Origin of the sequence: Comamonas sp. A7-5 (assembly GCF_039581385.1) — a bacterium.
Taxonomy (GTDB): Bacteria; Pseudomonadota; Gammaproteobacteria; order Burkholderiales; family Burkholderiaceae_C; genus Comamonas; species Comamonas thiooxydans.
The window spans coordinates 433,092-459,665 of the sequence record NZ_JBCPWO010000002.1 but is presented as its reverse complement, the minus strand read 5'-3'; the positions used below and the strand labels follow the sequence as shown (position 1 = coordinate 459,665).

Genomic DNA, 26,574 nt, shown 5'->3' with positions numbered 1-26,574 from the left:
CTCGCACGTCCCAGGCGCAGCAGCGCACTGGCGCTCACCTCACCATTCACGCCCAGGCAGAACTGCCCGGGCATTGCATTGCCTTCAAGGTTTCCCATGTCTGATTCGAAGTCCAACAAGCCCGAAGCGTCCGCTTACCGCGCCACGCTGAACATGCCCGACACCCCTTTCCCCATGCGCGGCGACCTGCCCAAGCGCGAGCCCGCCTGGGCCAAGGAATGGGACGACAAGGGCATCTACAAGAAGCTGCGCGACGCCCGCAGCGGCGCACCCAAGTTCATCCTGCACGACGGCCCTCCTTACGCCAACGGCAAGCTGCACATCGGCCATGCGGTGAACAAGATCCTCAAGGACATGATCGTCAAGAGCCGCCAGCTCGAAGGCTTCGACGCGCTCTACGCACCGGGCTGGGACTGCCATGGTCTGCCCATCGAGAATGCCATCGAGAAGCTGCATGGCCGCAATCTGCCGCGCGACGAGATGCAGGCCAAGAGCCGCGCCTTTGCCGCCGAGCAGATCGAGCAGCAGATGGTGGACTTCAAGCGCCTGGGCGTGCTCGGCGACTGGGATCACCCCTACAAGACCATGAACTACGCCAACGAGGCCGCCGAGCTGCGTGCCTTGAAGAAGGTGATGGAGCGTGGCTTTGTCTACCGCGGCCTCAAGCCCGTGTACTGGTGCTTTGACTGCGCCTCCTCGCTGGCCGAGTTCGAGATCGAATACGCCGACAAGCAAAGTCAGACCCTGGACGTGATGTTCCCCGCTGCCGAGCCGGCCAAGCTGGCCGCAGCATTCGGCCTGGACAAGCTCGACAAGGAAGCCTTCATCGTCATCTGGACGACGACAGCCTGGACCATCCCTGCCAACCAGGCGCTCAACGTCAACCCTGACCTGGAATACAGCCTGGTGGAGACCGAGCGCGGCCTGCTGATCGTGGCCTCCGCTCTGGTCGAGAAATGCCTGGCCCGCTGGAAGCTCGAAGGCCGCGTACTCGCCACCGCCAAGGGCGAGAAGCTCGACCACATGCCCTTCAAGCACCCTCTGGCCCATGTGGACAAGGGCTTTGACCGCATCTCGCCCGTCTACCTGGCCGAATACGCCACCGCCGACGACGGTACCGGCATCGTGCACTCGGCCCCTGCCTATGGCGTGGACGACTTCAACAGCTGCATGTCCAACGGCATGGACTACAAGCAGATCCTGAACCCCGTGCAGGGCAACGGCGTGTACGCAGCCGATCTGCCCATGTTCGGCGGCCAGCATATCTGGAAGGCCGTGCCCGTCATCCTCGACGCCCTGAAGGTCGCGGGCCGCCTGATGGACACCACCACCATCAGCCACAGCTATCCGCACTGCTGGCGCCACAAGACGCCCGTCATCTACCGCGCCGCCGCCCAGTGGTTCATCCGCATGGACGAAGGCGAAGGCGTGTTCACCGATCCCGCGCAAAAGCCCGAGAAGACCCTGCGCCAGATCGCGCTGGACGCCATCGAGCAAACCAACTTCTACCCGCAAAACGGTCAGGACCGCCTGCGCGCGATGATCGCCGGCCGTCCCGACTGGTGCATCTCGCGCCAGCGCTCGTGGGGCGTGCCCATCCCCTTCTTCCTGCATGTGGACACGGGCGCCCTGCACCCGCGCACCATGGAGATCATCGATCAGGCAGCGGCCATGATCGAGCAAGGCGGCATCGAGGCCTGGAGCCGCGTCAGCACCGAAGACATCCTGGGCGCCGAGGAAGCCAAGCACTACACCAAGAGCACCGACATTCTGGAAGTCTGGTTCGACTCGGGCTCCACCTTCTGGCATGTGCTGCGCGGCACCCATCCCGAGCACCACCACGACAAGGGCCCCGAGGCCGACCTGTACCTGGAAGGCCACGACCAGCATCGCGGCTGGTTCCACAGCTCGCTGCTGCTGGCGTCGGCCATCTTCGGCCGCGCGCCCTACCGCGGCCTGCTGACCCACGGCTTCACCGTGGACGGCCAGGGCAAGAAGATGTCCAAGTCGCTGGGCAACACCGTGGCCCCGCAGGACGTGTCCAGCAAGATGGGCGCGGAAATCATCCGCCTGTGGGTGGCCTCGACCGACTACTCGGGCGACCTGGGGATTGACGACAAGATCCTGGCCCGCGTGGTGGACGCCTATCGCCGCATCCGCAACACGCTGCGCTTCCTGCTGGCCAACACCAGCGACTTCGATGCGAGCAAGGATGCCGTGGCCTACGGCGAGATGCTGGAGATCGACCAGTTCGCGCTGGCCCGCTCGGCCCAGCTGCAGCAGGAAATCCTGGCCCACTACAAGGTCTACGAGTTCCACCCCGTCGTCGCCAAGATCCAGCTGTTCTGCTCCGAAGACCTGGGCGGCTTCTACCTGGACGTGCTCAAGGACCGCCTCTACACCAGCGCCCCCAAGAGCCTGGCACGCCGCTCGGCCCAGACCGCGCTCTACCAGATCACCCAGGCGCTGCTGCGCTGGATGTCGCCCTTCCTGTCCTTCACGGCCGAGGAAGCCTGGAAGATCGTGGGCCACAGCGAATCCATCTTCCTGGAGAAGTTCACCGAGCTGCCCGCCGGCGACGAAGGCCTGCTGGCCAAGTGGACGCGCCTGTGCGAGATCCGCAACCTGGTCAACAAGGACATCGAAGTGGTGCGCACCACTGGCGCCGTGGGCTCGTCCCTGCAGGCCGAAGTCACGCTCACGGCCGAGCCCGAGGACCTGGCCCTGCTGCAAAGCCTCAAGGACGATCTGAAGTTCGTCTTCATCACCTCGGCAGCGACTGCCGTGGCCGGCGATGCCCTGACCACCACCGTGAAGGCCAGCGAGCACGCCAAGTGCGAGCGCTGCTGGCACTACCGCGAAGACGTGGGCGTGAACCCCGAGCACCCCTCGATCTGCGGCCGCTGCGACAGCAATCTGCACGGCACGGGCGAAGTCCGCACCAAGGCTTGATCCATCAGAAAGTGAGCTGCCAGCGCATGCTGGCAGCCATTTTCAGCATTGAATAATGCTGAAATCCTTTTGAATCAAGTGCTAACCGCTATCAAAGAACCTTAGCAAAGAGCTGCCATGAGCAACACCCAGACCTCCTCCGCAGGCCTTGGCCGTATCTGGCCCTGGCTGCTGTGGGCGCTTGTCATCATCGGCGTGGATCAGGTCACCAAGCAGATGATTCTGAGTCACTACCAGTATGGGGACTGGACTCCCATCACCGGCTTCTTCAACATCGTGCGCGCGCACAACACGGGCGCTGCCTTCTCCTTCCTCGCGGGCGGCAGCGGCTGGCAGCGCTGGCTGTTCGTGGCCATAGGCGCAATTGCCACCGTGCTCATCGTCTGGCAGCTGCGCAAGCATCCCGGCGAGAAGATGTTCTGCCTGTCGCTGTCCAGCATTCTGGGCGGAGCCATCGGCAATGTGGTGGACCGCCTGCAGCACGGCTATGTGGTGGACTTTCTGGACTTCTACTGGGGCAGCAGCCATTTCCCGGCCTTCAACGTGGCCGATATGGGCATCACGCTAGGCGCCATACTGCTGATCCTGGATGAGTTCTTGCGCGCAAAACGCGCCAAGAACCAGAGCGTGTAAGCGCCAGCCGCTTTCCATCGGCAAGGCCCAAGGCCCGCTGTCTCTCTAGCAGACAGCGGGCCTTGCTCATTCCGCCCCGCTCCGGCCGGATTCGGCCGGCTCATAGGCGGGCTCGGCAGCACCTTCAGGCATATCGCGCTGAATATGGCTGCCCGCAGACAAGGTGATGCCGCCCCGGACCACGGACTGAACCAGCGTGATGTGCGTCAGCAGTTCCTGCTCGGCCATCTGCTGCGCCTGCCGCTGATCGATCCATGCAATCTGCGCCGGCCCGAGCAGCGTGGAGATGGACAGCAATACCGCCACCACCCATTGCCAGATGCGCAGCGGCCGCCTGGGCTTGCCGCGCCGCAAATGCCACAGCCCACAGCCGCCATGGCTGCCAGCAACATCAAAAGAAAGCTCACTGCAGCAGCACCGGACATGGCAGGAATCATGAACCCACCTTTTTAATAGCGTCGAACGCAATACAGATATACGGGAAACTCGGTCAGCTCTGAAATCTCATCCGTAGAAACGATGTTTCGAATAATTCGTTTTTGTTCTATTGTGTTCCTTATTCCGCACTTATTTGTGCGTGAAGAGTGAGGCATCCGGGCAGACCGACCTCACTCAGGGGTATATTAGGTCGCTCCTTCGCGGGCAGAACATGAAGCATTTATTGAATCTTTTAGCAGCCATTGCCCTGTTGATCTGGGGCTCTCAGATGGTTCGCACCGGCGTTCTGCAGGTCTTCGGCGCAAACCTGCGCAATATTCTCGCCCGCAGCATGAGCAACCGTTTCTCGGCAGCGCTTTCCGGCATGGGCGTCACGGCCCTGGTGCAATCAAGTACGGCCACCTCGCTGATGACCTCGTCCTTTGTAGGCCAGGGTCTGATCACCCTGCCCTCGGCCCTGGCCGTGATGCGCGGTGCCGATGTCGGAACGGCTCTGATGGCCGTGCTGTTCTCCACCGACCTTTCCTGGCTGTCGCCGCTGTTCATCTTTGTCGGCGTGGTGCTCTATATCTCGCGCAAGGACTCCAAGCCCGGTCGTATCGGCCGCGTGCTCATCGGCCTGGGCCTGATGCTGCTGGCCCTGCGCCTGGTGGTGGAAGCCACCGAGCCCCTGCTGCAGGCCCCTGCCGTGCGCACCCTGCTGGCCTCGGTCAGCAGCGATCTGTTCATGGAATTGCTGCTGGGCGCGGTACTGGCCGTGCTGGCCTACTCCAGCCTGGCCGTGGTGCTGCTGATTGCGGCCATGGCCAGCTCCGGCGCCATTCCGCTGGATGTGGCTCTGGGCCTGACCCTGGGCGCCAATCTGGGCAGCGGTCTGGTCGCGGCGCTCACCACCGCCAAATCGGCGGTAGAGGAGCGCCAGGTCACCATAGGCAATCTGCTGTTCAAGATCATGGGCGTGGCCATCGTCGCGCCCTTTATCGGGCTGTGGTCGCAGTACGCCCAGCCTTATCTGCCCAGCGCCGGCCAGAACGTGGTGATGTTCCATCTGGCGTTCAATGTCTTCAACAGCCTGTGCTTCATCGGCCTGACCCAGCTCGTGGCCCACTGGGTGACCGCCTTGCTGCCCAAGCCCGAGGAAGAAAGTGCGGCCAAGCTGCTGCGCCCACGCCACCTGGACCCCTCGGCCCTGTCCACCCCTTCACTGGCCATAACCTGTGCCGTGCGCGAGTCATTGCATCAGGCCGACGTGATTGAGTCCATGCTGATCGGCCTGCAAAAAGTGGCTGAAACCGACGATGCCAAGCTCTCCGAGGAAGTGCGTCACCTGGAAGGCACGGTGGACGATCTGTACTCGGCCATCAAGTACTACATGACCAAGATCTCGCGCGCCGAACTCGACGAACGCGAAGGTCAGCGCTGGACGGAAATCATCAGCTTCACCATCAATATGGAGCAGATCGGCGACATCATCGAGCGCGTGCTGCTGGATCTGGAAGACAAGAAGATCAAGAAGGGCCGCCAGTTCTCGGCTGCCGGAAAACAGGAAATTCACGAGCTGACCCAGCATCTGCTGGACAATCTGCGCCTGGCCATGAGCGTCTTCCTCAACGGCAATGTGCGCGAGGCGCAAAAGCTGCTTGAGGAAAAAGCGCGCTTTCGCGATCTGGAGCTGGCCTACTCGGCCACCCACCTGGAGCGCCTGTCCCAGCACACGGTCTCAAGCATAGAGACCAGCTCCCTGCATATCGACATGATCAGCGACCTCAAGCGCATCAACTCGCTGCTGTGCTCGGTGGCCTACCCGATTCTCGAGCAGGCCGGAGCCCTGGCACCCAGCCGGCTCAAGTCCACCGCACTGGAGAACCAGCGCTAGCTGCTCTGCCGCCCTACCAGCCCATGTAGGCGGCAAGCACCAGGGAGGCCTCGGGGGTGAAACGCCCCTGCAGCATCCAGCCCTGGACCTCGGTCCGCTCCAGCCGCTCGAAACGCTGTACCTCGCCATCCTGATTCACAGGCTGCAGCGCATCGGGCACCAGGGCCGAAAACCAGTCTATGCGCTCGACCATATAACCCTGTCCCTCTGCTTCGTCGCTGGGTCTGGCGAACATCACATTTCCGCCGTGCCGAAGCTCGCCGAGTTCTGCCACATGCAGACCGGCCTCCTCCCAGGTTTCACGCGCCAGCGCCTCGGCCAGACCATCTGCCGCCGAGACCATGCCGCCCATCAAGGTATCCCACATGCCGGGGTTGTTGGCCTTGTCCTCCGAGCGCTGCTGCACCCAGATCGAGCCATCCGCGCAAACGCCCACCAGATGCACGGCTCTGGTGGCAATGCCCAGCGGCCGCACAGCACCGCGCTCGACGGTGGCCAGTTGCCGACCATCGGCATTGCAGACCGCCAGTTGTTCGTTGCGCCAGGCACCGGCAAGACCGGCGCTGCGCATGGCCTGTGCCAGCCGATTCAGATTGTCCGTCGCCCCGCCCCGGCCTTCCAGGCGCCATTGCCCGGCCAGCAGCCTCAGCGCTATTCCGTGCGCTGCCAGCAGGTCGGGCCCCAGCTTGCGCGCAAAATCTTCCTCGATACTGCCGACCTGTTGATCATCGATGCACAGCGGCTGGCGCGGGCGCAGAGGCTGCCTGCTGGCCATGGCCTGCTGTGACTGCAGCCATTGCTGCTGGAGCGACGTGGTTTGCTGCTTCATGAAAAATCTCCCTGGCCTGCATTGTGCTCAGCTTCGCAAAACGGGAAGGCTTGCATCACTATTGATGGTCGCCAGTTTGCCGGCAACAGCCGCTGCCACACCGCGCTGAAGATCCGGAGGCCAGTTGCCGCGCGTTACAGTGACAACCCATGAATTCCCCCCTGAAACCCACCACGGTCGCCATGCTCAGCCTGGCTCCGGCACTGTGGGCCGGCAATGCCATCGTGGGCCGCCTCGCTCACGATCTGATCTCGCCCTTTGCACTCAACTTCCTGCGCTGGTGCATCGCCTTTGTGCTGCTGCTGCCGCTGGCATGGCGGGTGCTGCGCAAGGACAGTCCGATCTGGCCGCTGTGGCGGCAGTACATGCTGCTGGGGCTGCTGGGCATAGGCTGCTACAACGCATTGCTGTACTTGGCACTCAAGACCTCGACCCCGCTGAATGTGACGCTGGTGAGCTCCAGCATGCCGGTGTGGATGCTGGCCATAGGTCGGCTATGCTGGGGTATTCGTGTCAGCCGCCGGCAGATGGGCGGCGCCCTGCTGTCCGTGCTGGGTGTGGCGGTGGTAATGTCGCGCGGCGATTGGCAGACGCTGCTTGCTCTGCGCTTTGTGCCCGGCGACCTGTTCATGGTGCTGGCGACGATTGCCTGGGCCTTCTACACCTGGCTGCTGTCGCGCAGCACCGGCCCCCAGGAAGTGAAGTCGCACTGGGCCAGCTTTCTGCTCGCACAGATCGTTTTCGGCCTGCTCTGGTCCGGCCTTTTCACGGGCGGCGAAGCCTTGCTGGGCGAGTTCCGCCTGGTGCCGGGCTGGCCGCTGCTGGGCAGCCTGCTGTTCATCGCCGTGGGCCCGGCCATTCTGGCCTACCGCTTCTGGGGCATGGGCGTGCAGCGCTCCACGCCCGCCATTGCGGGCTTTTTCGGCAATCTGATTCCGCTGTTCACGGCCCTGCTGTCGATTCCCGTGCTCGGCGAAACCCCGCACCTCTACCACGCGCTTGCGTTTGCGCTGATCGTGACCGGCATCGTCGTGTCATCCCGCAAATAAACGGCTGCCCACCCAGACAAAAGCCCCGCATTGCGGGGCTTTTGTCGTTTCAGCACTCGATCACGGATCAGTAAGTGCCGGGATACAGGCCGCCGTCGGGCAGGATGTTCTGGCCCGTCATATAGCCGGCCTGGCGGCTGCACAGGAAGGCACAGATGGCGCCGAACTCTTCGGCCGTACCAAAGCGCTTGGCGGGGATCTGGGCAGCCTGGGCCTGGCGCACGGCATCCAGGTCCTGACCGGTCTTGTTGGCCGCCGCCTGATGGGTTGCCACCAGACGGTCGGTGTCGAACTTGCCGGGCAGTATGCTGTTGATGGTCACGCCCTTGGCGGCAATGCCCGAACGCGCCAGACCAGCCACAAAGCCCGTCAGACCGCTGCGCGCGCCGTTGGACAGGCCCAGGATGTCGATGGGCGCCTTCACCGCGCTCGAGGTGATGTTGACGATGCGACCGAAGCCGCGCTCGGCCATGCCATCCACCGTAGCCTTGATCAGCTCGATAGGGGTCAGCATATTGGCGTCCACCGCCTTGATCCAGGCCTCACGATCCCAGGTACGGAAGTCGCCAGGAGGCGGGCCACCGGCGTTGGTCACGACGATGTCGTAGTCCTTGCCCGGGCCGCCGGCGGCTTCGAACACTGCCGCGCGGCCTTCTGGCGTGGTGATGTCTGCAGCGACACCGATGACCTTGATCTGAGGAGCAATGGCTTGCAGCTTCTGCACGGCCAGCTGCAATGCCTCGGCGTTTCTGGCGTTGATGACCAGATTCACTCCCTCTTCGGCCAGAGCCTTGGCGCAGCCAAAACCCAGCCCCTTGCTGGCGCCGCAGACCAGAGCCCAGCGCCCGGCGATACCAAAGTCCATGTCAGTGTCCTTTCACACAGTTTCCAAGCCGGACAAACTGCCCGACGCTATCAAAATCAATAACTGCTAGAGCTTTATCAGAAAGCGCTGGCATCCAATGTCATGCTCAATGACTGCGACCATGAAACAGCTTGTGGTGCAGCCTGCGCAGCGACCACCAGACGCCCAGTGCCACAACCGGAATGGCCACGGCCGCCGTCGACTCGGGCGACCAGGGCCAGCCCAGCTTCTGCCCGCCCTTGGCCAGATAGCTGATCAGGCCGGTGATGTAGTAGGTGATGGCCGCGACCGACAGGCCTTCCACCGTGGACTGCAACTTGAGTTGGGTGCCCTGGCGGTCGTTCATCGTGCCCAGCAGCTGCTGGCTGCTTTGCTGCTGCTCGATCTCGACACGCGTGCGCAACAGACTGCTGACACGGGATACTCGCTCGGACAGCGCATTCTGGCGGCGTGTCGCCCATTCGCAGGTGGCACGCGCAGGTGTAAGTCGCCGGTCCATGAATTCACGGATGGTCTGAATGCCATCCACCCGCGTCTCCTGAATTTCCTGAATACGCCTATCTACCAGCTCGAAATAGGCGGAACTGGCCGAAAAGCGCGAATGCGTGGCCGCATATTCGCTCTCCACCTGCCCGGCCAAGCGGGTCAGTCGGTCCAGCAGCGCCGGTTCGGTGTCGCGGTCGGCAGCGCGGATGGCATTGGCCAGCTCGGCCAGTTCACGCTCGGCCGTGGCCAGCACGGCTGCTGCCTTGCGTGCGGCTGGCAAACCCAGCAACGCCGCCATGCGATAGGTTTCGATCTCCAGCACACGCTGCACCAGACGGCCCAGGCGGCGCGGAGACAGATCGGCGCCCGCAAGCAGCAACATTCGCGAGAAACCATCGGGGTGAATCGCAAAGTCGGTATAGATGGCCCCCGCACCGCCGGAGACGCGCGAGCCGACCAGGGTATCGGCCTGCAACATATGACGCATCAGATACTGCGGGTCCACATCCTGCTCGTTCAGCGCCCACAGGTGCAGGCTGCTCAGGCACTGCCCTGGCAGGGTTGCCAGCCAGTCGCGCGGAACGGCGTCGATGGCTGTCTCGGGCTCGCGCACATCGGCCACGCCGGCTTGGGCCATGGGCGTGGTGAAGGTCCAGGCCACGAACTCGGTGTGCTGCTCCCAACGCAGGCGAAATGCCCCCAGGTCGATCAGCACATGGGTGGTTGCCGCATCGGGCAGAGGGCGATGGTGGTTGCGCAGCAGGGCCGCCACATGCTCGCGGCTGGCTTCACGCTGTGCCGCATCGGTGAGCATCACGATATGCGTGATGGCCAGAGGGGCCTGCATGATTTCCGCAGGACGGGCATGAATTTCGTTGTGCAGCAAGACCCGCTGAGGGTGCTGCGCGGGCAATAAAGACAAGGCCATGCAATCTTTCGAATAACTGCAGCTATTTTGCCGCCCTAATCCATAGTCCCCGAAACAAAGGTCCTCATATAAAAAAAGCGGCCCCAGAAGGGCCGCTTTAACGATGATCAGCGATCAGGTTGACGATCAGTCTTCCACGAAAGCTTCTTCACGCTTGTTCTTCACTGCAGGCATCAGCACGATCACCAGCAGCACCACGGCGGCAGCCAGCAGGCAGGCGGAGATGGGACGCGTCACGAACACGGACCAGTCACCACGCGACAGCAGCAGGGCTCGACGCAGGTTTTCTTCCATCATCGGGCCCAGGATGAAGCCCAGCAGCAAAGGAGCAGGTTCGGTACCCAGCTTGTGGAACACATAGCCGATGAAGCCGAAGATACCGACCATCCACACGTCCCAGACGTTGTTGTTGGTACCGTACACGCCGATCGCGCAGAACAGCACGATGGACGGGAACAGCCAGCGATAAGGCACGGTCAGCAGCTTGATCCAGACGCCGATCAGCGGCAGGTTCAAGATGATCAGCATCAGGTTGCCAATCCACATGGAGGCGATCAGACCCCAGAACAGTTCGGGGTTGCTGGTCATCACCTGAGGACCGGGCTGGATGTTGTGGATAGTCATGGCACCCACCATCAGCGCCATCACGGCGTTGGGAGGAATACCCAGGGTCAGCAGAGGAATGAACGATGTCTGAGAGCCGGCGTTGTTGGCGGATTCAGGAGCGCACACACCACGGATATTGCCTTGACCGAAAGGAACTTCGCCGGGCTTCAGCTTGGTCTTCTTTTCGATGGTGTAGGCAGCGAAGGCCGACAGCATGGCACCGCCACCGGGCAAGATACCCAGGGCCGAACCCAGAGCCGTACCGCGCAGCATGGCTGGCAGCATGCGCTTGAAGTCTTCGCTTGTGGGCAGCAGACCCGTCACCTTGGCAGCGAACACTTCACGCTCGTCGTCGGGCTTGGACAGGTTGGCAATGATTTCGCCGTAGCCGAACACACCCATGGCGATCACGACGAAGTCGATGCCGTCGGTCAGTTCAGGAATGTCGAAGCTGTAACGAGCCACACCGGAGTTCACGTCGGTACCGACCATGCCCAGCAGCAGACCCAGCACGATCATGGCGATCGCCTTGAGCAGCGAACCGGAAGCCAGCACCACGGCACCGATCAGACCCAGGGTCATCAGCGAGAAGTATTCAGCGGGGCCGAACTTGAAAGCCACTTCGGTCAGGGGTGGAGCGAAGGCAGCCAGGATGACGGTGCCCACGCAGCCTGCGAAGAAGGAGCCGATACCGGCCGCTGCCAGCGCAGGGCCTGCTCGACCTTTTCGCGCCATCTGGTAGCCGTCGATCACGGTCACCACCGACGAGGATTCACCTGGCAGGTTCACCAAAATGGCAGTGGTGGAGCCACCGTACTGGGCGCCGTAGTAGATACCGGCCAGCATGATCAGCGCCGCCACGGGAGGCAGAGCGTAAGTGGCGGGCAGCAGCATGGCGATGGTCGCCACGGGGCCAATGCCGGGCAGCACGCCGATCAGCGTACCGAGCAAACAGCCCACAAAGCAGTAGATCAGGTTCTGGAACGTGAAAGCCACGCCAAAACCCGTCGACAAGTTCTGAATCAGATCCATGGACGATGCTCCTGATTAGCCTGCAATGAAGCTAGGCCACACGGGGAACTGCAGATTCAGCGCCCACACGAAAGCGAAATAGCTACCCACTGCCAGCACGGTGGCCAGGATTGCTGTTTCCTTGAAGTTGAAACTATGACCGCCCAGGCTGGCGATGAAGACCAGCGCATAGATAGCGATGATCAGACCGAACTGAGGGATACCCACAGCAGGCACGCCCACCAACAAGATGCCGAAGGCAAAGTTGGCTGCCAGGATGAAGAACACCTGCCTCCAGGCCCACTTGCCGATCTTGTCACCACCTTCGGGGCCCTTGGTCAGGCCGCCGACGCAGATGGCTGCACCCAGGATGGCCATGAGCACACCCAGGATCAGAGGGAAGTAACCTGGCCCCATACGGGCGCCGGTGCCAATGGTGTAGTTGGACGCGCCGATCGCAAATGCGAGACCGACGGCCAAGAACATCAGACCGGAGAAAAAGTCTTTTTGGCTCTTGATTTTCACAAAACGTCTCCTTACGGAAATCACGACTTGGCGATTCTCGTTTCATAGAAATGCCAAATTGATGTGGATTCCACCTACAGAGGGCATACCCTAATGCCGACGCTTTGTACACATTTACCGCATTCAACCCAGGCCAATGCCGGCCTGCACTTGCTACACCAACCAAGAAGCAAGCACTAGCACCCGAACTTTCAGATTTCGCTCATCAGCGGCGTGCAGGCCAGCACCTCGGGCAAGGTGGTCACGCCCTCGGCAACGCGCAAAGCCCCGGCCAGGCGCAGAGGGCGCATGCCGTCCTGCACGGCCTGACGGCGCAGAACGTCCATGGACGGGGCATCGTGAATCTGCTTCTTGAGGGCCTCGGTCACCATCAGCAACTCGTACAGACCCATGCGGCCGCGGTAGCCTGTCATGCGGCAGTCCTCACAACCCACGGGCTTGTAGGGCTGGTAACTGCCGGTCAGTTTCCAGGGCTTGACCGATTCGGCCAGATCCTCGGGCTTTGCGTCTTCATCGCGCACCTTGCAGCTGGAGCACAGCGTACGCACCAGACGCTGGGCCAGCACGCCCAGCAAGGTGGCGTTGATCAGATAGGAGGGCACGCCCAGCTCCATCAGGCGGCTGACGGCGCTGGGGGCATCATTGGTATGCAGCGTGGAGAAGACCAGGTGGCCGGTCAGTGCAGCCTGCACCGCCATCTCGGCAGTGGCCAGATCGCGAATCTCGCCCACCATGATGATGTCCGGGTCCTGACGCATCAGCGCACGCAGGCCTTCGGTGAAGCCGAAGTCGAGCTGGGGTTGAACCTGGGTCTGATTGAAGCTGGGCTCGATCATTTCGATGGGGTCTTCCACCGTGCTGACATTGACCTCCTCGGTCGCCACACGCTTGAGCGTGGAGTACAGCGTGGTGGTCTTGCCCGAGCCCGTGGGGCCGGTGACCAGGATGATGCCGTGCGGGCGCTTGACCAGGTCTTCCCAGCGCTGCGCGTCATGGGCACTGAAGCCCAGCGCATCCAGGTTCTTGACCGTGTTCTCCGGGTCGAAGATGCGCATCACCATCTTCTCGCCAAAAGCCGTGGGCAAGGTGGACAAGCGCATTTCCACTTCCTCGCCGCGCGGGTTGCGCGTCTTGATGCGGCCATCCAGCGGCCGGCGCTTTTCCACCACATCCATGCGCCCCAGCAACTTGACGCGCGCCACCATGGCATTCAGCACGCCCATGGGCATCTGGTAGACCGGATGCAGCACGCCGTCGATGCGAAAGCGGATCACGCCCTGCTCGCGCCTGGGCTCCAGATGAATGTCGCTGGCCCGCTGGTCGAAGGCATACTGCCACAGCCAGTCCACCACGCGCACCACGCCCTGGTCGTTGGCATCGAGCTGCTTGTTGCTTTTGCCCAGCTCCACCAGCTGTTCAAAACTGGCGCCGCCGGTCGCTCCACCGGCTTTCTCTGCCGCACGCACGGACTTGGCCAGGGCGAAGAACTCTGCCGTATAGCGCTTGATATCCTGCGGATTGGCCACCACGCAGCGCACGCTGCGGCGTGCCTGCCGCTCCACCTCGCTCACCCAGTCGCTGATGAAGGGCTCGGCCGTGGCAATCACCACCTCCTTGGCGGTCACCTGCACGGGCAGTACCTTGTGGCGCTCGGCATAGCTGGCGCTCATGACCTCACCCACGCGGCCCACATCCACACGCAGCGGATCGATGCGCAGATAGGCCAGACCGCTGCGCTGTGCCAGATACTGGGTCAGGGTCTCCAGATCCAGCGGCTGACGCGTCTGGGCGCCGACAACACCTACATTGGCAAGCCGCACCAGCGGCAGTTGCGCGCTCTCTGCGGCCGAGCAGCGCGCAATCGTGCGCTCGGCCTCCTGCGCCGTGATCACAGCGTCTTCCTGCAACCATTGCACCAGCTTGCGCCAGTCCAGCGGTCCCTGGTATTGAGCAGGCTTGATGGACTGTGGCAGAAGGGATTCAGTCAATGACATGGGCGGCAGTGGCAATAAAACTGCCTTGACTGTACCGCCATCGGCCCGCGCTTCTGACTAGGACGATACAAAGCAGGCGAACGATGGCATTCATCTCTGATGCAGCTCAGGCATATTCGTCCAGCAGTCCGCCCAGGCCGCCCTGGCCCGGATTGTCGCGACTTCTGCTCTGCATCTGCTCATCCTGCTTTTGCTGGACTGCCTCGGTCCCGCGCTGGGCAGCCTGCTGGGCTTGCTGTGCCTGCTGGTTCTGCAATGCCTCTATCTGGGCCTGCAACATCTGGATCTTGGTCTGCAGCAGTTGCGCCTGCTGCTCCTTGGTTTTGGCATCAGCGTCGCTGTTGGCAACTTCCTTGAGTTCGTTGGTGGCATCCTTGATCTGCTTTTGCAACTGCTGGATACGCGATGCAATGCCGCTCCCCGAAGTGACTGAACCGGCAGAACTGGAGGAGATGGCACTGATCGTCATGTCCACATCATCGGCAGAAAACCACCACCATCAATGCCGACACAATCACTTTACTCAGGCTTTGCAATTACACGGCAGCGCCCCGTCCGATGCGGCTGACTTTGGCTTTGGCCGTCTTGCTGCCTGCCTCTGCATCGCGTGCAGGCACAAATACCTTGGCCCAGCGGGTGGTGTTCAGGTCCCAACGGGCCTGCACCTGGTCACAGGCCAGATCCAGCTCCGCGCCCTGAAGCACGCGCGGCGTGCGCTGGGCCAGCACCACGGTATTGCCTTCGCGCGTGGGCCGAAAAGCCCAGAGCGCGTCCTCGCCAAAGGCCTGGGCCATCTGATCCAGGCTTTTGTCAAAGCTTGAGGAGCGACCAAAGAGGTTGACGGTCATGATGCCGTCCTCGGTCAGAAGATTGCGGCAATCGGCATAGAACTCTGCGCTGTCGAGCACGGGAGCCGCAGCCTCATGGTCATAGAGGTCGACTGCCAGTGCATCGACCGTGCCCTGCCATTCGGGCTTTTTGATTTCCTGGGCTGCATCGGCCAGCACCACCTGCAGCGTGCTGCTGTCAGGCGGCAGCTTGAACCAGCTGCGGCACACGGCCAGGACCTGAGGGTTCAGCTCGACCGCCGTGGTCTTCATGCGCAGCTTCTTGTGACAGAACTTGGTGATGGCGGCCGCTCCCAGACCCAGTTGCATGGCATGCATCCCGGGCACTTCGGCAGGCTCGGCAAACAGCAGCCAGCCCATCATGCGCTGCACATACTCCAGGTCGATATCAAAAGGATCGCGAATACGCATGGAGCCCTGGACCCAGGGCGTGCCCAGATGCAGATAGCGGATATCGCCGTCGTCGGAGACGCTGACTTCGGGCAGCTCCTGCACGCTGGCCACATTCTTGTCTTGCGCGGATTTGGCACCGCCACGGGTTTTACGGATCACGTTTCACACCAATCTTCAAAGCAGGCCATGGGCCGCCAGCGCATGGCGCCAGGCCTGCAGTTTTCTATCGAACGACCAGCCGGCATTGGCCGGGCTGGTGGATGGCAGCTTGAGGGCGATCAGCCCCAGTGCCTCTGTCTGACGGGCATGCTTGTAGCTCTCGCCGCCGTTGTGCAACGCCAGTTGCAGATCAGGGCAGCGCTGACACAGTCCGGCAAAGTCGTTGACCTGGGCAGCGCGAATGGAGCTATCCAGACTGCCTTCGCGCTCGCAGCTCGCATACACATCCCACAGACCCAGTCCGCGTGCCAGCAGCCATTCGCAGCGGCCCGCGTAATCACTACGTGGCGGCTGCAGGAGCTGGGGCCACAAGGCCTGCAGCAGCGGCCAGAACTGGTTTTGCGGATGGGCGTAGTACTGGGCCTGCTGCAGCGACTTCATGCCCGGAAAGCTGCCCAGAACCAGCGCACGCGTGCGCTCATCGGCCACGGCTGCCAGCCCCTGCCAGCGCAGGCCAGTCTCTGTTGGAGTGGCAGAAGAATCCTCGGTCATGCTCTATTGTCGCCCAGCCATCATCATCCTGGATCTTGGGCTGACATTCAAAAAGATGAGCATGAGCCTCTTTGCCTGCAAAGGATAGCTACTGCCCCATCTACGGCAGTGCCGGCAGCCCTTTGAGCGCCTTACGTGCATTGGCCGTGCAGACCTGCGCCAGCTGCTCAATGTCCATGCCGCGCAGCCGCGCGATCTCCGCCGCAATGCGCGGCAGCTCGGCGGAGCTGTTGCGCCCCTGGGGCTGGCCGGCCGCACGCTGTTCAGCCGTGGTGTAGAGCCAGTGCGGCGGAATATCGGGAGCATCGGTTTCCAGAACCAGCGCCTCCAGCGGCAAGCTGGCCGCCAGCTCACGCAGCTTGAGCGCGCGCTCATAGGTGATGGCACCGCCAAAGCCCAGCTTGAAGCCCATATCGATGAAGGCCTGCGCCTGCTGGGCGCTGCCGTTGAACGCATGGGCAATGCCACCCACAACCCTGTGCTGACGCAAGGTCTTGAGCAGACGATCGCTGCTCTTGCGCACATGCAGGATGACGGGCAGCTCGAATTCACGTGCCAGCCGGATCTGCTGCTCGTAGAACCAGATCTGGCGCTGCTCGTCCAGTCCGGGGACAAAAAAGTCGAGACCGATTTCGCCCACCGCCACCAGTTGCGGGTCGCCGCGCTGCTGATGCAGCAGCTCGCGCAGCGCCGCGATATCGGACTCCTGCGCGCCGGGCGTGTAGAGCGGATGAATGCCCAGCGCATAGCTGTCGCCATGGCGATGGGCAAGCGCAATCACATCCTGCCAGTGGCTGCGCTGTACGGCAGGAATGACCAGATGCGTGACGCCTGCGGCCTGCGCAGCGGCGCGCACGGCATCTCTGTCAGGTGCGAACTCGGGCGCATCCAGATGGCAATGAGTATCTATCCAGGTTGGCATCCACACATCATGCATCGGCTGGGCTGCTTGCGCAGCCCGGCCTCGGCCGATGACACGTCAAGTGACTACAGACAGTTTCCTGCCTTGTCCTACGATTCACATATTGAAACAAATAAAACATTAAGCAACTTTACCCCCTACCCTGCGCGACCGGCCAAAGGAGCAAGTTATGACGGGACTTCTGCAAAGCACGCTCTGGCAACGCCTGAGCCAAAGTCATCAGCGCGCCGACATGCAGGGCAAGCTGGCCGCGCTGGATCAGGTGCAGGCCGTGATCGAATTCGATCTGCAAGGTCATGTGCTGACGGCCAATGACAACTTTCTGCGCACCATGGGCTATAGCCCCGAACAGATCATCGGCCAGCATCACCGCATGTTCGTCGATGAGGAAACCCGCGGCTCTGTCGAGTACGCCCAGTTCTGGCAGCGCCTGGCAGCGGGTCTGCACGACAGCGGACGCTACCGCCGCATCAACAGCCAGGGCGAGGACGTGTGGCTGCAGGCCAGCTACAACCCGATCTTCGACAGCCAGGGCCAGCCGCGCAAAGTCATCAAGTACGCCACCGACATCACCGAGCAGCAGCAGCACGAAGACGATGCCCGCGGCCAGCTCCAGGCCATTGCCAAGGTACAGGCCATCATCGAGTTCGATCTGAACGGCAACATCCTCACGGCCAACGATCTGTTCCTGCAGACCATGGGCTACTCCCTCGCCGAAGTCGTGGGCAGGCACCACAGCATGTTCGTCCAGCCGCACGAGCGCCAGTCCCCGGCCTATCAGCATTTCTGGCACAAGCTGGCCCTGGGCCATCATGATGCCGGCCAGTACCTGCGCATAGGCAAGGCCGGTCGCCAGGTCTGGATCGAAGCCAGCTACAACCCCATACTCGACGCCGAAGGCCGCCCCTTCAAGGTTGTCAAGTTCGCTACCAACATCACGCGCCGCGTGACCGCAGCCCAAACCCTGCGTGCCACGGTGGAAGGTCTGACCGAAAGCGCCAACCATGCGCGCCAGGCCAACGAGCTGGCCCAGGACGCCTGCAGCGTGGCCGAGGCCGGCGGCCGCACCGTGCAGGATGTGGTGACCACCATGGAATCCATCAGCGCCAGCTCGCGCAAGATCAGCGACATCATCGGCATGATGGACTCCATCGCCTTCCAGACCAATCTGCTGGCGCTCAACGCCGCCGTGGAAGCGGCCCGCGCCGGCGACCAGGGGCGCGGCTTTGCCGTGGTGGCCAATGAGGTGCGCCAGCTGGCCCAGCACAGCGCCGAAGCCGCCAAGGAGATCAAGCAGCTGATCCAGACCTCCGTCACCCAGGTCACCCAGGGGGTGAACCAGGTGCGCGAGGCCGGCACCACCATGGCCGAGATCGTGAACTCCTCGCGCCAGGTCACGCAGATCATGGGCGAGGTGGTGCAGACCTCGCTGGCCCAGTCCGCCAGGCTGCGCGAGGTCACCGACGATCTGACGGCGCAGGATGTTTCGGCCAATCCAGGCTCGGTCAAGCCGCGCCCTGCCGTGCCGCTGCAGGCTTCGGCCCGCGAGCAGGCCACGATCGCCATCCGGAACGCGGCAGTCGGCGCTTATTGAAACAGGAAAAGCGCCCCAGGCACTTCATGAAAAAGGCCCGGCGCTGCAAAGGCAGCGACCGGGCCTTTGCCCGTCGGCAGGCAGGAGGTCAGGCCAGCTGTCCCTGCCCCAGCCTGACCATGCGATCGCAACGCGCTGCCAGTCCTTCGTCATGAGTGACCATCACAAACGCCGTGCCATGGCTGCGCGCCAGCTCCAGCATCAGCGCAAACACCGTATCGGCCGTGCCGCGATCCAGATTGCCCGTGGGCTCGTCGGCCAGCACGCAGGCCGGACGCGTAACCAGGGCACGTGCAATGGCCACGCGCTGACGCTCGCCGCCCGACAACTCGGCCGGGCGATGCGCCATGCGCTGGCCCAGGCCCACGGCGCGCAGCATCTCGGCCGCGCGATCCATGCAGTCCTCCTTGGCATCGCGGCGAATGCGCAGCGGCATGGCCACATTCTCCTGGGCCGAGAACTCGGCCAGCAGATGATGGAACTGGTAGATAAAGCCCAGATGCTGGTTGCGCAGCGCGCCCTGCTTTTGCGGGCTGAGCTGGTGCAAGGGCTGGCCCATGAGGCTGACGCTGCCGGTGGAGGGAGCATCCAGCCCGCCCAGCAAGTGCAGCAAGGTGGACTTGCCCGAACCCGAGGCGCCGACAATCGCCAGTGTCTCGCCCGCCTGAACCTGCAGATCCACGCCCTGCAGCACGGTCACATCCAGCTTGCCTTCGGCAAAGCGCTTGGTCAGGCCGCGTGCCTCCAGCACGCTCTGGCCCATCACAACATCATTCATAACGCAGTGCCTCCGCAGGGTTCACGCGGCTGGCACGCCAGCTGGGGTAAATCGTGGCCACAAAAGAAAGAATCAGGGAAATCACGGCGATCGGCACGATGTCCGTGGACTGCGGCTCGCTGGGCATCTTGCTGATCAGGTAGATGTCCTTGGGCAGGAAGTTGGCATGCAGCGCCTGCTCTATGGCCGGCACGATGACGTCGATATTGAAGGCAATCGCCAGCCCCAGCGCCAGACCGGCCAAGGTACCGATGACGCCGACCATGGCTCCCTGCACCATGAAGATGCCCATGATGGACGAGGGCGAGGCCCCCAGGGTACGCAGGATGGCAATATCGGCACGCTTGTCCTGCACGCTCATCACCAGGGTGGACACCAGATTGAAAGCCGCCACGGCCACGATCAGGGTCAGGATGATGAACATCATGCGTTTTTCGAGCTGCACGGCGGCAAACCAGGTCTTGTTCTGCTGCGTCCAGTCACGAATGAACAAACGGTCCGTCAAGGTGTCAGCGAGTTCATGCGCCACGCGCGGGGCCTCGTGCAAATCCTTGAGCTTGAGGCGAATGCCGGTCGGCCCTTCCAGGCGGAAGATGCGCTGGGCATCCTCGTAATGCATCATCACCAGCGCCGAGTCATATTCGTAGTGACCGGAATCGAAGGTGCCGGCCACCGTCATCTGCTTCATGCGCGGCAGCACGCCGGCCGGAGTGACCTGTCCGCTGGGAGCGATCAGCGTGATCACATCGCCTTCGCTCACACCGAGATTGCGCGCCAGCTCGATGCCAAGAACCACCTTGAACTCGCCAGGCACCAGACGCTTGAGCACCTCGCCGCTGGTGGCCGCCAGATCCGTCACCTCGCCCTCACGCGCCGGATCGATACCGCGCACCAAGGCGCCTTTCATATCCTCGCCGCGCGCCAGCAAGGCCTGAGCTGCCACAAAAGGCGCGGCCCCCACCACATCGGGGTTGGCTCTGGCCTCGCGCATGGTGCGCTCCACATCAGGCAGAGGCGCGCCCTGCGGGGCGTAGATTTCCACATGGGAGACGACGCTGAGCATGCGATCCCGCACTTCCTTCTGGAAGCCGTTCATCACGCTCAGCACAATGATCAGCGCCGCCACGCCCAGCGCAATGCCAAGCATGGAGACACCCGAGATAAAGGAGATGAAGCCATTGCGGCGTGTGGCGCGTCCTGCACGGGTATAGCGCCAGCCCACGGCCAGTTCGTAGGGAAATTGCATGTTGTCAGCATTGTGGCATTGCCGGCAATGCCCTGCCGGCGGCGCCAGCCTTATGCGATCTGGCTGCCCGCCGCCCCTCTATCGGGGCGGCCTGCTGCGCCCTATGCGCGGCAGGTCCGCGTATTGCGCCTGCTGCTCCAGCGTCACCGCATGGGCCTGAAGCTTGGCCAGCAGGCCGTCAAACAAGGCCAGCTCTTCATCGCTGAGGACGGACACGATGTCGGCATGAATCTTGACCATCTCGGGCAGGATAAGGCCGTACATGTGCCGCCCCTCATCGGTCAGATACATGGCCACGCGCCGACGGTCTCCATCCAGAGGTTTGCGCAGCACCCAGCCTTTTTCCTCCAGGCCACTGAGCGCCCGAGAGGTGCGCGCCCTGTCCAACTGCACCTTCTGTGCCAGCTCGGAGGACAGCAAACCCTCCTCGGTCGCCAGCGTCGCCATCACCCCCCATTCGCGGCGCGTCAGGCCGAAGCGGGCCTCGCACATGCGCATGGCCATGCCGCCCGCCACGCCAAAAAAGCGGCTGATGCGAAACAACAGCATCTGCTGAATGGAGGTGGGTTGTCGGGTATTCACGGGGATGAGTTGATTAGATCAATTGTGGATGTCACTTCTACAGTGGGCATTCCCAATACAGAGACAAAGGGGAGTGCTGGGGATTTTCGCAAATGCCGGCTCTTCCCTCAGACAAGAGAGTGATTCCATGGCTCGCCTGACTGCACCCCGCCGCCTTCTTCAAACCAGCCTGGCTCTGCTGCTGGGCTGCACCGCCTTCGCCTCCCAGGCCCAATCTGCCGATGGCGCAGCCGTCGCCGCCTGGCCTCACAAGCCGGTTCGGCTGATAGCCGCCTTCGCTCCCGGAGGGGCTGTGGACCTACTGGCGCGCGGCGTCGGAGAAGTGCTTCAGCGCGAAACCAAACAGCCCTTCGTTGTTGAAAACCGCATCGGCGCCGGCGGCAACATAGGAGCCGACTACGTCGCCAAGGCCTCCGCGGACGGATACACCATGCTGTTCGGCCTGGACACGAGCTTCACGGTCAACCCGCTGATCTACAAAAGCATGCCGTTCAAAAATGGCGACCTGCGTCCCGTCATGGTGTTCGCCTCGCAAGGCATGCTGATGGCTGTCAGTCCCAAGACAAATATCAAGACGCTGGAGCAGTTCATCGCCCGCGGCAAGGACAAGGGACTGACGCTGGGGTCCGCCGGCTATGGAACCCCCGGCCATCTGGCCTCCAGCATCCTGACTTACGCCACCGGGGCCAAGGTGAACCACGTACCCTACAAAGGCAATGCACCTGCCACGCTGGCCATGCTCTCGGGCGAAGTGGATGGCGGCGTCATCAGCTCCACCGCCATGCTGCCCCATGTGAGTTCCGCCAAGATCACCCCGCTGGCGGTAACCACTGCCCAGCGCAACCCCTTGCTGCCGGAAGTCCCGTCGGTGGCCGAACTGGGACACAAGGAGCTACAGCAGGAAGTGCTTTTCGCTGCCTGGGTACCCAGCAGCACACCCGAGCCGCTGGTGCAGAAAATCCAGGTCCAGTTCGAGAAGGCAATGAAGGATGGCACTTTGCGTGAACGCATGCGTGTCAACGACATGGTCTACGAAGGGCTGACAGGCGATGCGGCCGTCAAGCGCATTCAGGCCCTGGCCGACCGCTACCGGGTTCTGGCCCAGGCCACCGGCATGAAGATGGAATGAGCGCTTGCGCCAGCCATCAGCCCCATGACAACGACCCGCATTTCATGACTCGCCCCAACATCATCTTTATCGTCGCCGACGATCTCGGTTATGCCGATCTGGGCTGCTACGGCGGCCGCGATGCCGAGTTTGGCCCGGTATCCCCGGTGCTCGACCGCCTGGCGGCCAACGGCCTCAGGCTCACCCAGGGCTATGCCAATTCACCCGTGTGCTCGCCCACGCGTTTTGCCCTGGCCACGGCCCGCTATCAATACCGCTTGCGCGGCGCGGCCGAGGAGCCCATCAACAGCAAGACGCGCGGCACGCCGCTGGGCGCCAAGCTGGGCCTGCCGCCCGAAATCCCCACCGTTGCCTCGCTGCTCAAGGGCGCGGGCTATCGCACGGCACTGATAGGCAAATGGCATCTGGGCTACCCTCCCCACTTCGGCCCGCTGCGCTCGGGCTACGAGGAATACTTCGGTCCCATGTCGGGCGGCGTGGATTACTTCACCCATCTGAGCAGCTCGGGCCAGCACGATCTGTGGGTGGGCGAAGAGGAGCATCACGACGAAGGCTATCTGACCGACCTGCTGTCCCAGCGCAGCGTGGACTTCGTCAACCGCATGAGCGAGGGCAACGCCCCCTTCTTCCTGAGCCTTCACTACACGGCCCCGCACTGGCCCTGGGAAACCCGTGATGACCGTGAGACTGCCGAGCAGTTGGGGGCGGGCATCACGCATCTGGCGGGCGGCAATATTCACCAGTACCGCCGCATGATTCATCACATGGATGAAGGCATAGGCTGGATCGTCGAAGCCCTGCGCAAGAACGGCCAACTGGACAACACGCTGATCGTCTTCACCAGCGATAACGGCGGCGAGCGCTTCTCGGACAGCTGGCCTCTCGTGGGCGGCAAGATGGACCTGACCGAAGGCGGCATCCGCGTGCCCTGGATCGCCCACTGGCCTGCCGTGATCGCGGCCCGTCGCAGCAGCGCCCAACAATGCATGAGCATGGATTGGTCGGCCACGGTGCTGGATGCAGCCGGTGTGAGCGCCGATCCGGACTACCCGCTGGACGGCGTCTCCATCTTGCCCGTGCTGCGCACCGACGGTGCGGAGTTTGCCCGGCCTCTGTACTGGCGCATGCTCTACCGCAACCAGCGTGCGCTGCGCGAAGGCGAATGGAAATACCTGCGCGTGGAAGACAACGAATACCTGTTCAATCTGGCACAGGACGAACGCGAGCGTGCCAATCTGGCCGGACAGCACCCCGAGCGCCTGCAGGCCATGCGACAGCGCTGGGACGACTGGAATGCCAGCATGCCCGCCATTGCCGATGATGCGAGTTACAGCCTGGTCTACACCCTGAAAAATATGCCGGCGAGGTGACAAAGCACCCCGCACCATGCCCGGGCGGCGGCCATGCCCGACAATAGCGCCCATGTCTTTGACCGCGCCTTTGCTGCCTGCCGCCCAAGCCTTGGGCACAGGCGCCTCTGAAATCATTGTTGCCTATGCCAGCGGCCCTGCCGACATTCCCCAGGCATGGGACGGTTTGCAACTCCCTCACCTGCAGGCCTTGCTGGCAACGCTGGCCCCGACCACGCTGGTGCAGGGCGACGAGATGGACTTCTCCCCCCCGCATGAACGAGCCCTGGCCCGCAGCATGCAGCTGCCCGATACACCCGGGCTGATTCCCTGGGCAGCGCTGGCGGCCGGAGACAGCAGCCAGGCCTGTGCCTTCATCACTCCCTGCCACTGGCATATCACGCCGGACCAGGTCCACCAGACCGACCCGGCCAGCGCGCCACTGGACGAAGACGAATCCCGCCAGCTGCTGGCGCTGATCGCGCCCTGGTTCAGCGACGACGGCATCACGCTGGAATATCTGCGCACCGACCTCTGGCTGGCACGCGGGGCGGCCTTCAAGGACCTGGCTACCGCCTCGATGGACCGGGCACTGGGTCGCGACGTGCGCCCCTGGATGCCCGAGCCCATCCAGGGTGCCATCATCCAGCGTCTGCAGACCGAGCTGCAGATGCTGCTCTACACCCATGTCTTCAACGACCAGCGTGCAGCACGCGGTCTACCGCCCATCAACTCCTTCTGGGTACATGGCACGGGAAGCCTGAGCAGCCTGCCCGCAGCGAACCCTGCCGCAGTCTGTATCGATGATCTGCGCCACACCGCGCTGCAGGGCAATGTGCAAGGCTGGAAAAAAGCCTGGCAGGCGCTGGACAGCGGCCTGATCGCCGAGCTGCAGCAGCGGGCCGCCCGGGGCGAGCCCGTCAAGCTCACGCTCTGCGGCGAGCGCAATGCCGTGCAATGGCAAAGCCAGCCACGTGGCCTGATGGACAAGATCAAGAGTGTTTTTGGCACGAAACGCTTACCTGACCTGCGAGAGATGCTATGAAAATAATCCCCAGGTCCATTCCCGACGGCAGTGTCTCTGCACTGCTGCAGGCCAAGATTCATCCCTTGCTGGCCCAGCTCTATGCAGCGCGAGGCGTCTGCTCGGCCGACGAATTGGACGATGCCCCGGCGCGCCTGCTACCGCCCTCGGGCCTGCGCGGCATCGATGCTGCCGTGCAACTACTGGCCGATGCCATCACCGCGCAAAAGCGCCTGTGCATCGTCGCCGACTATGACTGCGATGGCGCCACGGCCTGCGCCGTGGGCCTGCGCGGCCTGCGCATGCTGGGCGCGGCTCATGCCGACTATCTGGTGCCCGACCGCGTGGTCGACGGCTATGGCCTGACGGCCCCCATCTCGCGCCGAGTCAAGGAGACCGGTGCCGACATGCTGATCACCGTGGACAACGGCATTGCCAGCGTCGAAGGCGTGGCCGTGGCCAAGGAGCTGGGCATGTCGGTCGTGGTGACCGACCACCATCTGCCCGGCGACCACCTGCCGCTGGCCGATGCCATCGTCAACCCCAACCAGCCCGGCTGCGAGTTCGCGAGCAAATCCATGGCCGGCGTGGGAGTCATGTTCTATGTGCTGCTGGCCCTGCGCACCGAGCTGCGCAATCGCGGCCGCTTTGACCGCCACAACCAGCCCCGTCTCGAGCAATTGCTGCCTCTGGTAGCACTGGGCACAGTGGCCGACGTGGTCAAGCTCGATGCCAACAACCGCCGCCTGGTGGCACTGGGTCTCAAGCAGATTCGCAAAGGCGTCATGCAGCCCGGCATACGCGCGCTGTTCGAGGCATCGGGCCGCCGCTTCGACATGGCCACCACCATCGACTTCGGCTTTGCCCTGGGCCCGCGCATCAATGCCGCCGGTCGTCTGGCAGACATGACCATAGGCATCGAGTGCCTGACCACGGAAGATGTCAGCCGCGCCGACAATCTGGCACGCATGCTGGACAGCATCAACCGCGAGCGCCGCGAGATCGAAGTCAGCATGCGCGAGCATGCCCTGCTCATGGCCGAAGGCCTTTGCGAGGACGGCATGACGCCGCCGCCTGCCATCAGCGTGTTCGACCCCGACTTTCACGAGGGCGTGGTCGGTGTAGTGGCCTCGCGCATCAAGGACAAGCTGCACCGGCCCACGTTTGTGTTTGCAGCCAGCGGCGCCCCGGGCAAGGAGCATGAGCTCAAGGGCTCGGGCCGCTCCATTCCAGGCTTTCACCTGCGCGATGCGCTGGATCTGGTCAGCAAGCGCCACCCCGGTCTGATACTGCGTTTTGGCGGCCACGCCATGGCAGCAGGCTGCACCATCGCGGAAGCGCACTTTGACGAGTTCGAAAAGGCTTTTGCCCAGGTCGCCAGGGAATGGCTGGATGCCGCCACGCTGACGCGCAGGCTGGAGACCGATGGCCCGCTGTCGCCCCAATGGCTGGACACCGGCCTGATCGAACAAATGCAGCTGGCCGTCTGGGGCCAGGGCTTTGCCGCGCCGACTTTCAGCGAAGAGCTGGAAATCACCTCGCAGCGCCTGGTCGGCGAAAAGCATCTGAAGCTGGAGCTGCTGCACCATGGCTCCAAGATCGACGGCATCTGGTTCAACCACACCGACCCGCTGCCCGCGCGCACCACCCTGGCCTATCGCCTGGACATCAACGAATGGCGCGGCGAGCGCAAGGTGCAGTTTCTCGTGGAAGCCGCGCAGGACTTCGAGGGCGGTGCCGGCAACATGGGCTTCTGATCCTCGCCCCAGCCAGGACCGCCGCCACAGCAAACGTGGCGGCTGTCCA

At 63.0% G+C, this 26,574-nt stretch carries 23 protein-coding genes; 9 read left to right on the top strand and 14 right to left on the bottom strand.

What is annotated here, in order from left to right; all coding sequences use genetic code 11:
- Positions 1–96: 96 nt before the first annotated feature.
- On the top strand, positions 97–2,952 hold the full coding sequence (gene ileS / locus AAIL67_RS05055; protein WP_343483499.1) for an isoleucine--tRNA ligase: 2,856 nt from the start codon (positions 97–99) through the stop codon (positions 2,950–2,952).
- Between the two features lie 117 nt (positions 2,953–3,069).
- Positions 3,070–3,585, top strand: coding sequence for a signal peptidase II (gene lspA, locus AAIL67_RS05050; protein WP_063661720.1), 516 nt, complete (start codon positions 3,070–3,072; stop codon positions 3,583–3,585).
- Between the two features lie 66 nt (positions 3,586–3,651).
- Here the strand turns inward: lspA and AAIL67_RS05045 are convergent, their stop codons facing one another.
- Positions 3,652–3,939 (bottom strand): hypothetical protein, encoded by a 288-nt coding sequence (locus AAIL67_RS05045; RefSeq protein ID WP_063661722.1) that lies wholly within the window; start codon positions 3,937–3,939, stop codon positions 3,652–3,654.
- A gap of 295 nt (positions 3,940–4,234) precedes the next feature.
- Here AAIL67_RS05045 and AAIL67_RS05040 point away from each other — a divergent pair, with 295 nt between their 5' ends.
- Positions 4,235–5,899, top strand: a complete 1,665-nt coding sequence (locus AAIL67_RS05040) for a Na/Pi cotransporter family protein (protein ID WP_034356476.1) — start codon at positions 4,235–4,237, stop codon at positions 5,897–5,899.
- Between the two features lie 13 nt (positions 5,900–5,912).
- Here the strand turns inward: AAIL67_RS05040 and AAIL67_RS05035 are convergent, their stop codons facing one another.
- Positions 5,913–6,728 (bottom strand): DUF4743 domain-containing protein, encoded by an 816-nt coding sequence (locus AAIL67_RS05035; RefSeq protein ID WP_045838398.1) that lies wholly within the window; start codon positions 6,726–6,728, stop codon positions 5,913–5,915.
- A gap of 149 nt (positions 6,729–6,877) precedes the next feature.
- Here AAIL67_RS05035 and AAIL67_RS05030 point away from each other — a divergent pair, with 149 nt between their 5' ends.
- Positions 6,878–7,777, top strand: a complete 900-nt coding sequence (locus AAIL67_RS05030) for a DMT family transporter (protein ID WP_045838399.1) — start codon at positions 6,878–6,880, stop codon at positions 7,775–7,777.
- A gap of 67 nt (positions 7,778–7,844) precedes the next feature.
- Here the strand turns inward: AAIL67_RS05030 and AAIL67_RS05025 are convergent, their stop codons facing one another.
- From AAIL67_RS05025 to AAIL67_RS04985, 9 genes are all read right to left on the bottom strand, one after another.
- On the bottom strand, positions 7,845–8,642 hold the full coding sequence (locus tag AAIL67_RS05025; RefSeq protein ID WP_034378582.1) for an SDR family oxidoreductase: 798 nt from the start codon (positions 8,640–8,642) through the stop codon (positions 7,845–7,847).
- A 106-nt stretch (positions 8,643–8,748) separates the two neighbouring features.
- Complete coding sequence (locus tag AAIL67_RS05020; protein WP_034378581.1) at positions 8,749–10,056, bottom strand: DUF3422 domain-containing protein; 1,308 nt, start codon at positions 10,054–10,056, stop codon at positions 8,749–8,751.
- Between the two features lie 126 nt (positions 10,057–10,182).
- Complete coding sequence (locus tag AAIL67_RS05015) at positions 10,183–11,694, bottom strand: tripartite tricarboxylate transporter permease (protein ID WP_003066124.1); 1,512 nt, start codon at positions 11,692–11,694, stop codon at positions 10,183–10,185.
- 15 nt (positions 11,695–11,709) lie between these two features.
- Complete coding sequence (locus AAIL67_RS05010; RefSeq protein ID WP_003066123.1) at positions 11,710–12,198, bottom strand: tripartite tricarboxylate transporter TctB family protein; 489 nt, start codon at positions 12,196–12,198, stop codon at positions 11,710–11,712.
- Between the two features lie 191 nt (positions 12,199–12,389).
- A complete protein-coding gene (locus AAIL67_RS05005) occupies positions 12,390–14,192 on the bottom strand; it encodes a GspE/PulE family protein (protein ID WP_034356460.1) in 1,803 nt (600 codons plus the stop codon).
- Positions 14,193–14,298: 106 nt separating this feature from the next.
- A complete protein-coding gene (locus tag AAIL67_RS05000; RefSeq protein WP_343483498.1) occupies positions 14,299–14,661 on the bottom strand; it encodes a FlxA-like family protein in 363 nt (120 codons plus the stop codon).
- A 67-nt stretch (positions 14,662–14,728) separates the two neighbouring features.
- Positions 14,729–15,592: a hypothetical protein gene (locus tag AAIL67_RS04995; protein ID WP_063661729.1), complete on the bottom strand. Its 864-nt coding sequence runs from the start codon at positions 15,590–15,592 to the stop codon at positions 14,729–14,731.
- Positions 15,593–15,607: 15 nt separating this feature from the next.
- Positions 15,608–16,144: a DNA-deoxyinosine glycosylase gene (locus tag AAIL67_RS04990; RefSeq protein WP_343483497.1), complete on the bottom strand. Its 537-nt coding sequence runs from the start codon at positions 16,142–16,144 to the stop codon at positions 15,608–15,610.
- Between the two features lie 100 nt (positions 16,145–16,244).
- Positions 16,245–17,066 (bottom strand): TatD family hydrolase, encoded by an 822-nt coding sequence (locus AAIL67_RS04985; protein ID WP_343483496.1) that lies wholly within the window; start codon positions 17,064–17,066, stop codon positions 16,245–16,247.
- A gap of 169 nt (positions 17,067–17,235) precedes the next feature.
- On the opposite strand from AAIL67_RS04985, the gene AAIL67_RS04980 reads away from it, so the two are divergent.
- Positions 17,236–18,660 (top strand): methyl-accepting chemotaxis protein, encoded by a 1,425-nt coding sequence (locus AAIL67_RS04980; protein WP_034378577.1) that lies wholly within the window; start codon positions 17,236–17,238, stop codon positions 18,658–18,660.
- An 88-nt stretch (positions 18,661–18,748) separates the two neighbouring features.
- On the opposite strand, the gene lolD is transcribed toward AAIL67_RS04980, so the two are convergent.
- From lolD to AAIL67_RS04965, 3 genes are all read right to left on the bottom strand, one after another.
- Complete coding sequence (gene lolD, locus AAIL67_RS04975; RefSeq protein WP_003066112.1) at positions 18,749–19,438, bottom strand: lipoprotein-releasing ABC transporter ATP-binding protein LolD; 690 nt, start codon at positions 19,436–19,438, stop codon at positions 18,749–18,751.
- Positions 19,431–20,684 carry a lipoprotein-releasing ABC transporter permease subunit gene (locus AAIL67_RS04970; protein WP_003066109.1) on the bottom strand — a complete coding sequence of 418 codons (1,254 nt, stop codon included), beginning with the start codon at positions 20,682–20,684 and terminating at the stop codon, positions 19,431–19,433. Before AAIL67_RS04970 ends, lolD begins: the two co-directional genes overlap by 8 nt.
- Positions 20,685–20,762: 78 nt before the next feature.
- Complete coding sequence (locus AAIL67_RS04965) at positions 20,763–21,233, bottom strand: MarR family transcriptional regulator (RefSeq protein WP_063661739.1); 471 nt, start codon at positions 21,231–21,233, stop codon at positions 20,763–20,765.
- Between the two features lie 160 nt (positions 21,234–21,393).
- On the opposite strand from AAIL67_RS04965, the gene AAIL67_RS04960 reads away from it, so the two are divergent.
- Genes AAIL67_RS04960 through recJ form a run of 4 tightly spaced genes read left to right on the top strand, consistent with a single transcriptional unit; the run spans position 21,394 to position 26,525 of the window.
- Positions 21,394–22,395: a tripartite tricarboxylate transporter substrate binding protein gene (locus AAIL67_RS04960; protein ID WP_253232509.1), complete on the top strand. Its 1,002-nt coding sequence runs from the start codon at positions 21,394–21,396 to the stop codon at positions 22,393–22,395.
- Positions 22,392–23,765: a sulfatase-like hydrolase/transferase gene (locus AAIL67_RS04955; RefSeq protein ID WP_343483495.1), complete on the top strand. Its 1,374-nt coding sequence runs from the start codon at positions 22,392–22,394 to the stop codon at positions 23,763–23,765. Before AAIL67_RS04960 ends, AAIL67_RS04955 begins: the two co-directional genes overlap by 4 nt.
- A 52-nt stretch (positions 23,766–23,817) precedes the next feature.
- Entirely contained in the window at positions 23,818–24,789 is a 972-nt protein-coding gene (locus AAIL67_RS04950) for a phosphoglycerate mutase (protein WP_343483494.1), read from the top strand.
- Positions 24,786–26,525 (top strand): single-stranded-DNA-specific exonuclease RecJ, encoded by a 1,740-nt coding sequence (gene recJ / locus AAIL67_RS04945; protein ID WP_063661745.1) that lies wholly within the window; start codon positions 24,786–24,788, stop codon positions 26,523–26,525. Before AAIL67_RS04950 ends, recJ begins: the two co-directional genes overlap by 4 nt.
- Positions 26,526–26,574: the final 49 nt, after the last annotated feature.